This is a genomic window from Caulobacter sp. B11, from assembly GCF_002737765.1.
In the GTDB taxonomy this organism is placed as follows: Bacteria; Pseudomonadota; Alphaproteobacteria; order Caulobacterales; family Caulobacteraceae; genus Caulobacter.
The window spans coordinates 1-12,885 of sequence record NZ_PEGG01000039.1; the positions used below are offsets into that span (position 1 = coordinate 1).

The window sequence follows — 12,885 nt, forward strand, 5'->3', positions numbered from 1 at the left end:
AGCGTCATCACGATCTCCGAACGGCGATTCTTGCCGATTTAAAGCTCGGGACGCGATTCGACGGCCGAGCGGTTCGGATGTGACGCTAGGGTCGGAAAGTAAGCTTATGGTTAACGCGCGTAAACCATAAGCAGCCCGCGACGTCCTGTCGCGCGAGTCAGCTCGGCGCGCCCTGCCCGGGCTTCAGCTGACGCCGTTGAACACGTCACCCGGATCGTAGTCGGGCGCGGACTTGAGTCGCAGGACGTCTTCACGCGGAAACTGCTGCAGGGTCTCGCCCGTCAGGCGGTCCACGGTCTTGTAGACATAGCCGCCGGGAACGGGGCCCTCTTCGATTACCAGCCGCACGTCATTGGGCTGTCGACCTTGGGCCGGGCCTGAAACGACGGCGCCGTCCGTGGCGGGGCCAGGGACGGGGGCGATAGGCGTAGAAGGTTTGAGTGCCGACAACTCGGGATAGACGGGTGTCAGCGCGACATTCTTATCCATAACTCCTCTTCGCTGGCGAAATGGCCAGCGCCTCTTGTGACCCTTTCCCCTTCGGCGGAAGCGCCCGAAGAAAGGTGAGGCGGGCCCCGAAGGACCCGCCTCCTCTTGTTCCTTAGCGGAACAGGCTCAGAACCGACGAAGACGACTGGTTGGCGATCGACAGCGCCTGGACGCCCAGCTGCTGCTTGGTCTGCAGCGACTGGAGCTTGGCGCTTTCCTTGGCCAGGTCGGCGTCGACCAGGTTGCCCACGCCGGCGTCGAGGCTGTCTTGCAGCTTGCCGACGAAGGTCAGGTGGGTGTCGAGACCGGTCGAGCTGGTGCCCAGCGAGGCCAGCTTGTTGGTCGCCGTTTGCAGGGCGGTCGTGATCGTGGCGATCATGGTCTTGGCGGCGGCGGCGGTCGCGAAGGTCGAACCCGCGGTCAGGCCCAGGCCCGTCAGCGAGATCGTCTTGGCGGCGACGGTGAAGGCCGTGCCGTCCGAGTTGGCCAGGAAGGCCAGCTTGGTGGTCGAACCGTCCGCGACGCTGACGCCGTTGAACTTGGCGTTGGTGACAGCCTTGGTGATCTGGTCGCGCAGCGAGGTGAAGTCCGAGACCAGGGCGTTGAACGAGGCGGTGTTCAGCGAGGTGTCGGAAGCGGCCAGGGCCTTTTCCTTCATCTTGCCGAGCAGGTCGGTGACGGTGTCGCCGGCGGCCAGGGCCACGTCGATGGTGGATTGACCGCGTTGCAGGGAGTCCTTCACGGCGTTCAACGAGCTGGCTGCGGCCGACTGGTTCCGGGCGGTGGCCCAGATGGCGCCGTTGTCCTTGGACGAAGCGATCTTCTTGCCGGTGTTGATGCGTTGTTGCGTGACCTGAAGTTCACTGTTGGTGGTGTTCAGGTTCTGCAGGGCGATCATCGCGCCCGAGTTCGTGTTGATGCTGTTCAGCGCCATTACGATAGGTCCTATTCAAGGTGTCCGGCGTCATTTTGACAGCCAGGAGCATTTTGCTCAGGACTCTAGGAAGCAATGACCGGGCCAATCCTGCCGCCCTGCGACATTCGGCGCAAACAACTGTATTTGCTGCGTTATAGGTCTGTTTACCACGCCTCAGACCGGCAAGATCTGCCGCCTTGCGGCGCCGATCGGCAATTTCTGCCGGGCAGATCTGGCGCCGACGGCGTTGTCGCGGGCAAAGAAAAACGCCGGATGGTCGAAACCATCCGGCGTGCTTTGGAGCCATAACCTGGCGTGGAGCCGATCAGCCCTTGAAGAGGGACATGATCGATTGCGGCGCCTGGTTGGCGATCGAAAGCGCTTGAACGCCGAGTTGCTGCTTGGTTTGCAGCGACTGCAGCTTGGCGCTTTCCTTCGCCAGATCCGCATCCAACAGGTTGCCCACGCCGGCGTCCAGGCTGTCCTGGAGCTTGCCGATGAAGGTCAGGTGCATATCGACCCCGGTCGAGTTGGTGCCCAGGGTCGCCAGCTTGTTCGTCGCGGTGGTCAAGGCGGTGGTCACGGTTGCGATCATCGTCTTGGCGGCCGCCGCGGTGGTGGTGAACGTCGTCGCCGCGGACAGACCGATGCCCGTGAGGGACAGGGTCCGCGCCGTCACTGTGAAGGCCGTGCCGTCCGAGTTGGCCAGGAAGGCCAGCTTGGTGGTCGTGCCGTCGGCGACACTGACGCCGTTGAACTTGGCGTTGGTGACAGCCTTGGTGATCTGGTCGCGCAGCGAATCGAAGTCAGCCTTGAGCGCGTTGAATGAGGCGGTGTTCAGCGAGGTGTCGGAAGCGGCCAGGGCCTTTTCCTTCATCTTGCTGAGCAGATCGGTCACGGTGTCGCCAGCAGCCAGGGCCACATCGATCGTCGACTGACCGCGCTGGAGTGAATCCTTCACGGCGTTCAACGAAGACGATGAAGCGCTCTGCATCTTACCCATCGACCAGATCGCGCCGTTGTCCTTGGCGCTCGAGACCCGCTTGCCGGTGTTGATGCGTTGTTGTGTGGTTTGCAGCTCCGAGTTGGTCGTGTTCAGGTTTTGCAGCGCGATCATTGCGCCGGAATTGGTGTTGATCGAGTTCATCATGGTCGTGGACCCCATTTTGGAGGAGAGCCCCGGCATTTTGCCGGTCGGACCTTATGTCCACATCAGCCCTCGCAAGCGCCGGGCCACCACGGGCCACGACCAGGTCAATTCCACACCGCTGATTTTGTTCAGTTATCTTGGCTGAAGACCCAGAATCAAAACCGCCCGGCGAATGCAATATTCGCCGGGCGGCAGGAATTTCCGAAGGGTCTGGGCAGTTATCGCCGCAAGCGCGGCGGGGGGTCAGGTCGCGTCGGCGCGACCGGCCAGGCCCTGCATGATGATGCGGTTGATTTCGACCAGCGGTTCGAACTCCTCCTCCTTGCGCATCACGGCGCTGGAGTGACGTCCGACCCAGAGGCTGAGCGAGATGATGCTGGCGCGAAGCTGGTCCGGCAGGGTGTTTTCCGGCAGGGCGCAATCGGTCGCCAGGGCCGACCAGACACGGCGGTTCCAATCCAGCGCGGTGATCCGCGTCTGGATGTCGTCCACCGGCGCCTGAGCCGCCTCCATCAAGGCCCGGGTTACTTGCCCGAACAGACGGTATTCGGTCTCACGAGGATTTTCAGTCCTCGTGGCCGCCTGCTGGTACGCCCGTAGAGACATTCCCCAACCTCTCGTCTTCGTATTCGATCAATTTACGGCTCAGCATGAGCGCTTTGTAGTATTCGCGTGCCATCACATGTTTCGAGATGGCGATGCAGTCCGTGAGCACGGCGGGATTGCGGACAACCCCATGAACTCGGTCAAGCGTAAGGCGAATTCATCGTATTGGCGTTCCGCCTGGGCCTCTTCCAGGTACATCATCATGACCGGAAAATAGATGTGGCGGGCCGGCGTCGTGACCTGGTCCGGCTGCATGATGTCTTTCTCGCGAAGCACCGAGGCCTTGTTTTGCAAGACCAGGACACCGCGTCGATCGCCGTTCTGGACGACCGCACCATTCAGCACGAACTTTTCACCGGGCTTCAGCGACAGCTTCAAAGGCACTTTTGGCCGCTCCTTTCAGCATCGCTGCGTTACCCGTCCGTCGAGATGACGGCGCAAGCGGAAACTAGGGCGGCCGGGGTTAACGCCGTATTGCCAACCCTGCGACCGTGAGACGCAGCTTAGGACTCAGTTAAGCATACTCACCCAGAGGATGATGGCATCCAATGGCCAAGGCTCCACAAATGTCGCGCAATCGCTCGTCGCAGATCTCGTCCAGCGCCTTGATCATGGCCGAGGAAGCCGTGTCGCAGGCGGTGCAGCTGGGCTTGAAGGCCACCGCCGTCGGTGATTCGGCCTCGACCGAGGCGCTCAGCAGGCTCAATCGGGCCGCCAACGAGCTGCGCAATCAGGACACCGCCCGGCTTTTGGCGCGCGCGATCGCCGCCATGCAGAATCGCGACTTCGCCAAGGGCGAGAAGCTGGCCCTCAAGGCCCTGGAACGCGACGGCATGCTGGGGGTCGCCTGGCATGTCCTGGGCATCGCCCGCGAGAAGAACGGCGACTTCGCCGGCTCGATGAAATGCTACGAGGCGGCGCTGAAGCTGCTGCCCAATCATGGGGCCGTGGCCGGCGACCTGGGTCGTCTGGCCTCCCGCCTGGACATGCCCGAGCTCGCCGCCAAGTTCTTCGTGCACTATCTCAACGCCCGTCCGGGCGACCTGGAGGGCACCAACAACCTGGCCTGCGCCCTGCGCGACCTCAATCGCTGCGAGGAGGCCGTCGAGGTCCTGCGTCCGGCGATCCAGGAGAATCCAGAGCAACCCCTGCTGTGGAACACCCTGGGGACGGTGATGTGCAGCCTCGGCGACGGCGTCACCGCCGTGACCTTCTTCGACGAGACCCTGCGCCTGGCCCCGACGTTTGGCCGCGGCTATCACAACCGCGCCTATGCCAAGCTCGACCTCGGCGACGTCGAGGGCGCCCTGATCGACTGCGACGCCGCGATCGCCGCCAATGATAGCCCCGAGGAGCTGGCGACAATGAGCTTCGCCCGCTCGACCATTCTGTTGGCGCTTGGCCGCGTGGCGGAAGGCTGGAAGGCCTATGAGGCGCGCCTCGACCCCGCCCTGATCGAGGCGCCGCGTTTCAGCTTCGAGGCGCCGCGCTGGACTCCGGACCAGCCCCTGGCCGGCAAGCACCTGATGGTCTGCGCCGAACAGGGTCTCGGCGACGAGGTGATGTTCGCCAATCTGGTGCCCGATGTACTGACGGCTCTGGGTCCGGACGGCCACATGACCCTGGCGGTCGAGCGGCGGTTGGTCCCGCTGTTCGAACGCAGCTTTCCCCAGATCACCGTCATCAAGCACAAGACGGTCTCCTATGAAGGCCGCGTCTATCGCGGCGCGCCCGACATCGAGGACTGGAGCGGCATCGACCTCTGGGCCCCGATGGCGTCCCTGCTCGAGGTCTTCCGGCCCACAGTCGAGAGCTTCCCGGCCAAGGACCGCTACCTGACCGCCGATCCGGAGCGCGTCGCGCACTGGCGCAAGGTCCTGGAAGGCGCGCCCAAGGGCCCCAAGGTCGGACTGCTCTGGAAGAGCCTCAAACTGAATGGCGAGCGGGCCCGGCAGTTCTCGCCATTCCGCCTCTGGGAGCCGGTGCTGAAAACGCCCGGCGTCTCGTTCATCAACCTGCAATATGGCGACTGCGCCGAGGAAATCGCCCTGGCCAAGAGCGAGTTCGGCGTCGAGATCTGGCAACCGCCCGGCATCGACCTGAAACAGGATCTCGATGACGTCGCGGCCCTGAGCTGCGCCCTCGACCTCGTCGCGGGCTTCTCGAACGCCACGATCAACCTGGCCGGAGCCTGCGGCGCGCCAATCTGGCTGTTGACGGGCGCGGCGGCCTGGACCCGCCTGGGGACCGACGCCTATCCCTGGTATCCTCAGGCTCGCTGTTTCACCTCGCCCGACTATCAGGACTGGGGCCCGGTGATGGAAGAGGCCGCGACGGCCCTGGTCGAACTGGCTTCCGCAAGAGGCTGAGATGAACACCGCCTCCCCCTCCGTGCTCACCGTCCTGCAGGCCCGAATGTCGTCACGCCGCCTGCCGGGCAAGGTGTTGGCGGACCTCGAGGGGGCGCCGATGATCCTGCGTCAGATCGAACGCCTGCGCCGCGCGCCCAGCCTCGGCGCGATCGTCGTCGCCACCTCGATCGAGGCCAGCGACGAGCCCCTGGCCCATTGCCTGGCGGCGGCCGGTGTGCCCGTTCATCGCGGCGCGCTGGACGACGTTCTTGGACGCTTCGCCGACACCCTGGAGCATTTTGGCCCGGCCAAGACCGTGGTTCGCCTGACCGCCGACTGCCCGCTCGCAGACCCCGAGGTCATTGAAGCCACCCTGGCCCTGCACCGCCGGACCGGAGCGGACTACGCCTCAAGCACCGCGGCGGGGCGGACCTTCGCCAAGGGCCTGGACGTCGAGGTGATGACCGCGGCCAGCCTGCTGACCGCCGCCGCCGAAGCGACCGAGGCCTATGACCGCGAGCACGTCACGCCGTTCATCTACAACCATCCCCAGCGCTTCACCGTCGTGGGCCTGACCCAGCCAGCCGATGAGGGCGATGTGCGCTGGACGGTCGACCTGCCCGACGACCTGGAATTCGTCCGCGCCGTCTATGCGGCGCTCTACCCAGTCAAGCCGGCCTTTACCTCCGACGACGTCCGAGACCTGGTGTCGCGACGACCCGATCTGGCCCGGCTTGGCGGTGAACGGAGGCTTTAGAACCGCGATGACCCGGATCATCCTGCGCGACCTCATCGAGGCGGACCGCACTCGCATCCACGCCTGGCGCAACAGCCCCGAAGTCGCCGCCTACATGTACGCCGATCATCCGATCACGACCGCCGAACATGACCGCTGGTTTGACGGCCTGGCGGGGGACGTCCGCCGCCGGTACTGGATCATCGAGGTCAATGACGAGCCCGTGGGCCTCGCCAACCTGGTCAATATCGACCGTACGACCGGGCGCTGCGACTGGGCCTACTACCTGGCCAGCCCCTCCGTTCGAGGCCTGGGCGTCGGGTCGTTCGTCGAATTCTGGGTCATCGACTACGTCTTCAGCGTTCTGGGCCTACGCAAGCTTTGGTGCGAGGTCCTGTTGTCGAACGAGGCGGTCTGGGGGCTGCATCTGATGCATGGCTTCGAGCGCGAGGCGTTGTACCGGGCCCATGTGATCAAGAACGGCGAGCCGGCTGACGTGGTGGGCCTGGGCTTGCTGGCCGAGGACTGGGCGGGTCGCCGCCCCGCCATGCGTGAGCGTCTGTTGGCCAAGGGCTTCGACATCGCCTGAGGTCGCGCCGGTTCAGGGCGGAACTCCTGGCCTCGGCGAGACGTTTCTGCGGGAGACCAAGCCCGAGAGAGCCAGGAGCCGCCATGTCCACCGATCCCGATTTCGACGGCGCTGACGCCCAAGACCGCGCCGAGGCGCTGGACGAGACCCATCTGACCGAAGACGGCGAGGCGATCGCCAATTTCGATGACCTCGACGACGTCCTGGACGTCACCGTGGCGGACGGCGACGCCGATGAGGACGAGGATCCCGACCCCGACCTCGTCGAGGACGATGAACTGGACGAAGTCCAGGAAATCCTCGAATCAGGCCGCGACGACGAAGGGCTGGACGTCGATCGCGAGCCGCTCGACGCCATCGCCGGCGACGATCTCGATATCGACGAGACCCTCGGCGGCGACGATGACCAGCCGGCCGATTTCGAGTCCACGACCCTTGATAAAGACGACATCGAGGCCCTCGGCCACGCCGACGAGGCTTGAACGATCCAGCCGGTTTCGAATAGCCACGCACATCCCTTGCCAAGCGCGCGCGCGCCGGTAGTTTGGTCGCTCGTTTTGAACACTTGTTCGAAGGGCCATGGGCCCCGGCTGAGGACGGCAATGAGCCAGCGTTTCGAAGGCACCAAAGACTATGTCGCCACCGACGATCTGAAGGTGGCGGTCAACGCCGCCGTGGCGCTGGAGCGGCCCCTGCTGATCAAGGGCGAGCCGGGCACCGGCAAGACCGTGCTGGCCTATGAGGTCGCCAAGGCCATGGGCGCGCCCCTGCTGACCTGGCACATCAAGTCGACCACCAAGGCCCAGCAGGGCCTTTACGAGTACGACGCCGTCACCCGCCTGCGCGACAGCCAACTGGGTGATGAGCGCGTCAAGGACGTCGCCAACTACATCAAGAAGGGCAAGCTCTGGGAAGCCTTCGAGGCCCCCGTGCGCCCCGTGCTGCTGATCGACGAAATCGACAAGGCCGACATCGAGTTCCCCAACGATCTGCTGCAGGAACTCGATCGCAACGAATTCTACGTCTACGAGACCGGCGAGACGATCGCGGCCAAGGTCCGGCCGATCATCATCATCACCTCCAACAACGAGAAGGAACTGCCCGACGCCTTCCTGCGCCGCTGTTTCTTCCACTATATCCGCTTCCCCGACGAGGCGACGATGCAGGCCATCGTCGACGTGCACTTCCCGGGCATCAAGCAGAAGCTGGTCGCCGAGGCCCTGCGGATTTTCTACGACATGCGCAAGGTGCCGGGCCTCAAGAAGAAGCCCTCGACCTCGGAACTGCTGGACTGGCTCAAGCTGCTGCTGGTCGAGGACATCGACGAGGCCACCCTGCGGGAAAAGGATCCGACCAAGCTGATCCCGCCCCTGCACGGCGCGCTGCTCAAGAACGAGCAGGACGTCCATCTGTTCGAACGGCTGGCCTTCCTGGCGCGCCGCGAGGGCTCGGGCGCGCGTCCGGGGCAATAGGCCGCGGCCGGTCGGTGGATCGTTAAGCCGATTTCATTGGACCTCGCGCATGGGTCACCTCAGGTTCGCCTGAATTCGAGGAACACCCCTATGCGCGCTGCTCTGTTGATCTCGGCCTCGGCCTCGCTGCTGGTTCTGGCCGCCTGTTCACCCAAGGTCGAGGTCCACCACGGCGACCGTGGCGACAGGGTCTCGCGCTCGCCCTTGAAGGTGATCAGCAAGCTCGATTGCCCGGCGGTTCAGGGCGAGCTGCGCAAGGTCAGCGCGGCGGCGGACGGCCAGTCCTGCGTCTATTCCGGCGCCCAGGCCGAGGTGGTGCTCCGGCTTTTGCCGATGCCAGGCGGCGACGCCGAGGCGGCACTGGCCCCCATCGAGGCTGACCTGAAGACCCTGATGCCGGCCCGCAAGACGATCAGCGCGACGGAGGGCGTCAAGGCCGACGGCGATACGGCTCGCATCCGCCTGCCTGGCGTCAGCATCGACGCCCACGGCGACAAGGCCGATATCAAGATCGGCGGCCTGACCATCAACGCCAATGACGACTCCGCCGAGGTCAGGGTTTCGAAAAATCTGGTGGTTCGCGACGGCGACGCCTCGCGCAGCGTTCAGGTCAACGAATCCGCCAACAGCAAGTCCACCGTGGTCCGCGCCAGTTCGGATGAGGACGGCGGCGTCGACATCAAGGCCGACCGGGACGGCGCCGAGGTCCGTCATCGCCGGGGCGGCGACGGCGTTCGGGCCACCCTGATCCTGGCCAGTGACAAGGCGACCAGCGGCTATCGCGTCGTCGGCTACGAGGCTCGCGGCCCCAAGGGCGGGCCGATGGCCGTCGCTATCGTCAAGGCCAAGGATCGCGACGGCGGCGATCACGACATCTTCAAGGACATGAAGGCCCTGGTGCGCCACAACGTCGGGGGCTAGAGCCCCTTCCGACCTGATGAATTCATCAGAGGGCGGGAGAAAAGGCCTCTATATCAAAAGTTTAGAGCATTTTCCGATGGCCGTTTCACGCTCGACCGGAAAATGGTCCAGCGGCCAGACGGAGCCGCTAATGATCGGCTGGATCGTCCAATGCGCCGTCTCCCCGGCATGTACCGGGAAGACGGCGTTCAGGGGATGCTTGACCCTTCCTGACCTTGTCCGGCGCCTCTAGACCGGCGCCACTTCCATGACCTTGTAGGTCAGGGGCCGGCCGTCCTCGTCGGTGACGGTCACATATTCGCCGGTCGCGAAGCGGTGTTCGCCCAAGCGGTGGACGGGCTCGTCATCGGCCTCGTCGGTCTGGTCATAGTCGAAGAACCACCGGCTGCCCTTGCGGGCCAGGCGACCGTCCACGGCCTCCTCATCGGGCGAGAAGCGGCGCACGCTGCAGTCAGCCTTCACCTTGGCGTAGGCCGCTTCATCCAGCATGCCGTCGGCGGTCAGGGGGGCGGTCAGGGCATAGCCCCGATGATCATCGCCACCGGCGAATTCGGTGCCCGGATTGCGGGCGAGACGCATGACGATACGCGACAGGGACATACGATGTCCTCCTTGGTTTTCTCGGTTACGGAACGCTTTTCAGCAGCTTTAGTGCGACAGGAACAGGGAGGGCCCGTCGGTGTTGAGAAGGCTGCGGGTGGTGCCGCCGAAGATGAACTCCTGCAGACGCGGGTGCCCAAAGGCCCCGGCCACGAGGAGATCCGCTTTGACCTCTCGGGCCGCGCCCAGTAGCAGGCCGGCCGCGTCGCCCGAGCCCTCGAGGGTGCGAAGGCTGGCCGTGACGCCCCGGGCCGCGAGGAACTCCAGAGCGCGGGCCGGATCGAAGCTGCGCGATGAGGCGCCCGGCGCGCAGGCCAGCACGACCGACGAGGCCTTTTGTAGCAACGGCAGGGCCGTTCGCAGCGCGCGGCTGGCCTCCTTGCCGCCATCCCAGGCCACCAGGGCCACGCCGTCGGGCCGGAAGCCCGCCCGCGCGACGATCACCGGCCGCTGTTCGTCGGCGATCATCTGCTGGAAGGTCTCGGCCAACGGGCCGCGCCCTCGGGCGGCGGAATCGTCGAAGACGATCACGTCGGACAGGCGGGCCTCCATGGCCAGGCCGGCCCAGACGGGCGTCTCCAGACAGACGACCTTGGCGCGGGCATAGCCCAGCTCGGCCGCCATGGCCTTGACCACGCCGGCGCCCTCGGCAGCGGCTTCCTTGAGGCTCTCGATGGCGGTGATCTGCACCCCGCCCATGAAGCCCTCGCCCATCCAGGGCATCAGGTCGGCGATATCGGCGGGCGCATGGACACAGGCCAACTCGGCGTCGAAGGCCCCGGCCAGCCGCGCCGCAGCTCGCAGCAAGTCGATGTCGGTCTTCACGCCGGCCACCGGCGCCATGATTTTTGCCCAGCTCATGATCGAACTCCCCTGTTGGCGCATTTCCATGGGATGGAAGACGGCGCGTCATTGATCTTTCGCAAGCGATGCGTCAGCAAAGCCACCTTCACTGTAGGAAACGATCTCGTGGCCAAAGGGCTGCATAAGGGCCCGCCGAGGGCATGGCAGCGGATGCTTTCGGGCCGCCGGCTGGATCTGCTCGACCCCTCGCCCATGGACATCGAGATCGAGGACATCGCCCATGGCCTGGCGCGGGTGGCGCGCTGGAACGGCCAGACCATCGGCGAGCATGGCTTCTCCGTGGCCCAGCACAGCCTGGTGGTCGAGGAGATCGTCGCCCACATCAAGCCCGACCTCGAGCCGCGCTGGCGACTGGCGGCGCTTCTGCACGACGCCAGCGAATATGTGATCGGCGACATGATCAGTCCGTTCAAGGCGGCGCTGGGCGTCAGCTACAAGGACTTCGAGGCCCGGCTGGAGGACGCCATCCACATCCGTTTTGGCCTGCCGGTCAAGACGCCCGCCGCGATCAAGAAGCTGATCAAGCAGGCCGACCGGGCCTGCGCCTTTTTCGAAGCGACGCAGTTGGCCGGCTTCGACCAGGCCGAATCCCTGTCGATCTTCGGCGCCCCGCCGCCCGGCTATGACCTGAAGATCGTGCCGCTGCCGCCCTTCGAGGCCCAGGCCCACTATGTGCAGCGCTTTCATGTGCTGTCGCGGGCGGCGGGGTTCGAATCCGCGCCCAACGCCGCGTTCGAGACCGAATGAGCGCTTCGGTCGTCATCGGACTATCGGCCGTGGTCGTCGCCATCCGCGACGGCGAGGCCTTGGTCCTGACCGTGCGGCCGCATGATGCGATCACCGACGTGGCCAGCCCCCTGCCCGGCCTGCCGTTCGGCCCGTTCGACCCCGAGGGCCACCGCACCTTCGAACTGGGCCTGCGGGCCTTCGTCACTGAACAGACCCGGTTCCAGCTGGGCTATGTCGAGCAGCTCTACACCTTCGGCGACAAGGGCCGCGACGCGCCGCGCGCCGAGGTCGGGGCCGGGGCCGCGCGGGTGGTCTCGGTCGGCTATCTGGGCCTGACCCCCACCGCCACCGAAACCCAGGCCCCCGACACGCTCTGGGCCCCCTGGTCGCGGTTCTTTCCGTGGGAGGACTGGCGTCACGGCCGTCCCGCCCTGCTCGACGAGGCCATCGCCCCGGCCCTGCGCCGCTGGGCCGGCGACGACGCCGACAAGACCTCGCGCGCCCGCTTGGCCTTCGCCCTCGACGGCGCGCCCTGGAACGAGGAACGGGTGCTGGAGCGCTACGAGTTGCTCTACGAGGCCGGCCTGGCCCCCGAGGCGGCCCGCGACCGGGCCCGGGCCGACGGCCAAGACCCGGCCGAGCCGGTCGCCCTGTCGGCGGCCCTGGGCGAGCCGATGATCTCCGACCACCGCCGCATCCTGGCCACCGGCCTGTCGCGGCTCCGCGGCAAGATCAAGTATCGGCCGGTGGTGTTCGAACTGACCCCGCCAGAATTCACCCTCTCGACCCTGCAGCGCACGGTCGAGGCCATAGCCGGCGTGCCGCTGCACAAGCAGAACTTCCGCCGCGTGGTCGAGCGCGAGGACCTGGTCGAGGGCCTGGGCCGCCTGGACGCCGAAACCGGCGGCCGCCCGGCCGAGCTGTTCCGCTTCCGCCGCGAAGCCCTGGCGGAGCGCCCGGCGACGGGCTTGAGCCTGCCGCTGCTGCGGGACTAAACAGCGATCGAGGCCCGGCGCGCCCGCGCCGGCCGTCCTGGTTCCGGAGGCCCCATGAATCGTCTGAACGCCAAGGTCGCCCTGATCACCGGCGCCGCCCAGGGCATTGGCCTGGCGATTGCCGAACGCTTTGCCGCGGAGGGGGCCCGGGTCTGGCTGACCGATGTGCGGGACGAGGCCGGCCAGGCCGCGGCGCGCGCGATCGGCGCGGCCGCCCGCTACCGTCGACTCGATGTGCGCGAGGAGGACGACTGGCGTAAGACCATGGCCGAACTCGTGCGCGCTGAGGGTCGGCTGGATATCCTGGTCAACAATGCCGGCATCACCGGATTCGAGGATGGCCCGGTCGCGCATGATCCGGAAAACGCGCGGCTGGAAGACTGGCGGGCGGTGCATCGCACCAATCTCGACGGCGTCTTTCTGGGCTGTCGCGAGGCGATCCGGGCGATGCGCTGCGCCCGACCGGG

The 12,885-nt window shown here is 65.9% G+C and carries 15 protein-coding genes and 2 pseudogenes; 10 read left to right on the forward strand and 7 right to left on the reverse strand.

All coding sequences use genetic code 11. From position 1 onward, the window contains the following. Positions 1–183: 183 nt before the first annotated feature. The 3 genes from CSW58_RS02770 to CSW58_RS02780 form a co-directional block, all read right to left on the reverse strand. Complete coding sequence (locus CSW58_RS02770; protein ID WP_236627615.1) at positions 184–348, reverse strand: hypothetical protein; 165 nt, start codon at positions 346–348, stop codon at positions 184–186. 253 nt (positions 349–601) lie between these two features. Continuing rightward, a complete protein-coding gene (locus CSW58_RS02775) occupies positions 602–1,423 on the reverse strand; it encodes a flagellin (protein ID WP_099446217.1) in 822 nt (273 codons plus the stop codon). Between the two features lie 307 nt (positions 1,424–1,730). Next, entirely contained in the window at positions 1,731–2,555 is an 825-nt protein-coding gene (locus CSW58_RS02780) for a flagellin (protein WP_099446218.1), read from the reverse strand. Here CSW58_RS02780 and CSW58_RS13950 point away from each other — a divergent pair. Then, the gene (locus tag CSW58_RS13950) at positions 2,539–2,700 is read left to right on the forward strand and encodes a hypothetical protein (protein ID WP_161494548.1); all 162 of its coding nucleotides are present in this window, start codon (positions 2,539–2,541) and stop codon (positions 2,698–2,700) included. The two genes, CSW58_RS02780 and CSW58_RS13950, sit on opposite strands and share 17 nt — an antisense overlap. A 98-nt stretch (positions 2,701–2,798) precedes the next feature. Here CSW58_RS13950 and flaF read toward each other — a convergent pair whose 3' ends face one another. Then, entirely contained in the window at positions 2,799–3,161 is a 363-nt protein-coding gene (gene flaF, locus CSW58_RS02785; protein WP_099446219.1) for a flagellar biosynthesis regulator FlaF, read from the reverse strand. Continuing rightward, positions 3,121–3,545 (reverse strand): annotated as a pseudogene (flbT, locus tag CSW58_RS02790) (flagellar biosynthesis repressor FlbT). Before flbT ends, flaF begins: the two are co-directional and overlap by 41 nt. A 182-nt stretch (positions 3,546–3,727) precedes the next feature. On the opposite strand from flbT, the gene CSW58_RS02795 reads away from it, so the two are divergent. The 6 genes from CSW58_RS02795 (at position 3,728) to CSW58_RS02820 (ending at position 9,230) form a co-directional block, all read left to right on the forward strand. Next, positions 3,728–5,530: a tetratricopeptide repeat protein gene (locus CSW58_RS02795; RefSeq protein WP_099446220.1), complete on the forward strand. Its 1,803-nt coding sequence runs from the start codon at positions 3,728–3,730 to the stop codon at positions 5,528–5,530. 1 nt (position 5,531) lies between these two features. Further along, positions 5,532–6,269 carry a cytidylyltransferase domain-containing protein gene (locus CSW58_RS02800; protein ID WP_236627616.1) on the forward strand — a complete coding sequence of 246 codons (738 nt, stop codon included), beginning with the start codon at positions 5,532–5,534 and terminating at the stop codon, positions 6,267–6,269. Between the two features lie 7 nt (positions 6,270–6,276). Continuing rightward, positions 6,277–6,837 carry a UDP-4-amino-4,6-dideoxy-N-acetyl-beta-L-altrosamine N-acetyltransferase gene (gene pseH, locus CSW58_RS02805; RefSeq protein WP_099446221.1) on the forward strand — a complete coding sequence of 187 codons (561 nt, stop codon included), beginning with the start codon at positions 6,277–6,279 and terminating at the stop codon, positions 6,835–6,837. A gap of 83 nt (positions 6,838–6,920) precedes the next feature. Continuing rightward, a complete protein-coding gene (locus CSW58_RS02810) occupies positions 6,921–7,319 on the forward strand; it encodes a primosomal protein (protein WP_099446222.1) in 399 nt (132 codons plus the stop codon). Between the two features lie 120 nt (positions 7,320–7,439). After that, complete coding sequence (locus tag CSW58_RS02815) at positions 7,440–8,309, forward strand: MoxR family ATPase (protein WP_099446223.1); 870 nt, start codon at positions 7,440–7,442, stop codon at positions 8,307–8,309. A 90-nt stretch (positions 8,310–8,399) separates the two neighbouring features. Next, positions 8,400–9,230 carry a hypothetical protein gene (locus CSW58_RS02820; RefSeq protein WP_099446224.1) on the forward strand — a complete coding sequence of 277 codons (831 nt, stop codon included), beginning with the start codon at positions 8,400–8,402 and terminating at the stop codon, positions 9,228–9,230. A gap of 228 nt (positions 9,231–9,458) precedes the next feature. On the opposite strand, the gene CSW58_RS02825 is transcribed toward CSW58_RS02820, so the two are convergent. Together CSW58_RS02825 and CSW58_RS02830 are read right to left on the reverse strand one after the other, a co-directional pair. Next, a complete protein-coding gene (locus CSW58_RS02825) occupies positions 9,459–9,830 on the reverse strand; it encodes a hypothetical protein (protein WP_099446225.1) in 372 nt (123 codons plus the stop codon). A 48-nt stretch (positions 9,831–9,878) separates the two neighbouring features. Continuing rightward, on the reverse strand, positions 9,879–10,691 hold the full coding sequence (locus CSW58_RS02830; protein WP_099446229.1) for a universal stress protein: 813 nt from the start codon (positions 10,689–10,691) through the stop codon (positions 9,879–9,881). Positions 10,692–10,799: 108 nt separating this feature from the next. Between CSW58_RS02830 and CSW58_RS02835 the strand changes: the two genes are divergently transcribed. The 3 genes and pseudogenes from CSW58_RS02835 to CSW58_RS02845 all read left to right on the forward strand — a co-directional run. Continuing rightward, entirely contained in the window at positions 10,800–11,441 is a 642-nt protein-coding gene (locus tag CSW58_RS02835) for a YfbR-like 5'-deoxynucleotidase (RefSeq protein ID WP_099446230.1), read from the forward strand. Beyond that, positions 11,380–12,418, forward strand: a pseudogene (locus CSW58_RS02840) (NAD regulator). Before CSW58_RS02835 ends, CSW58_RS02840 begins: the two are co-directional and overlap by 62 nt. Before the next feature lie 54 nt (positions 12,419–12,472). Continuing rightward, a partial coding sequence (locus CSW58_RS02845; protein WP_143755058.1) for an SDR family NAD(P)-dependent oxidoreductase occupies positions 12,473–12,885 on the forward strand: 413 nt, incomplete at its 3' end.

What these genes read in the sequence shown, in the direction of transcription:
- CSW58_RS02815 (WP_099446223.1), top strand. Translation starts at nt 7,440, where the DNA reads ATGAGCCAGCGTTTCGAAGGCACCAAAGACTATGTCGCCACCGACGAT.
- CSW58_RS02830 (WP_099446229.1), bottom strand. Translation starts at nt 10,691, where the DNA reads ATGAGCTGGGCAAAAATCATGGCGCCGGTGGCCGGCGTGAAGACCGAC.
- CSW58_RS02780 (WP_099446218.1), bottom strand. Translation starts at nt 2,555, where the DNA reads ATGATGAACTCGATCAACACCAATTCCGGCGCAATGATCGCGCTGCAA.
- pseH (WP_099446221.1), top strand. Translation starts at nt 6,277, where the DNA reads ATGACCCGGATCATCCTGCGCGACCTCATCGAGGCGGACCGCACTCGC.
- CSW58_RS02825 (WP_099446225.1), bottom strand. Translation starts at nt 9,830, where the DNA reads ATGTCCCTGTCGCGTATCGTCATGCGTCTCGCCCGCAATCCGGGCACC.
- CSW58_RS02795 (WP_099446220.1), top strand. Translation starts at nt 3,728, where the DNA reads ATGTCGCGCAATCGCTCGTCGCAGATCTCGTCCAGCGCCTTGATCATG.
- CSW58_RS02775 (WP_099446217.1), bottom strand. Translation starts at nt 1,423, where the DNA reads ATGGCGCTGAACAGCATCAACACGAACTCGGGCGCGATGATCGCCCTG.
- CSW58_RS02800 (WP_236627616.1), top strand. Translation starts at nt 5,532, where the DNA reads ATGAACACCGCCTCCCCCTCCGTGCTCACCGTCCTGCAGGCCCGAATG.
- CSW58_RS02810 (WP_099446222.1), top strand. Translation starts at nt 6,921, where the DNA reads ATGTCCACCGATCCCGATTTCGACGGCGCTGACGCCCAAGACCGCGCC.
- flaF (WP_099446219.1), bottom strand. Translation starts at nt 3,161, where the DNA reads ATGTCTCTACGGGCGTACCAGCAGGCGGCCACGAGGACTGAAAATCCT.
- CSW58_RS02820 (WP_099446224.1), top strand. Translation starts at nt 8,400, where the DNA reads ATGCGCGCTGCTCTGTTGATCTCGGCCTCGGCCTCGCTGCTGGTTCTG.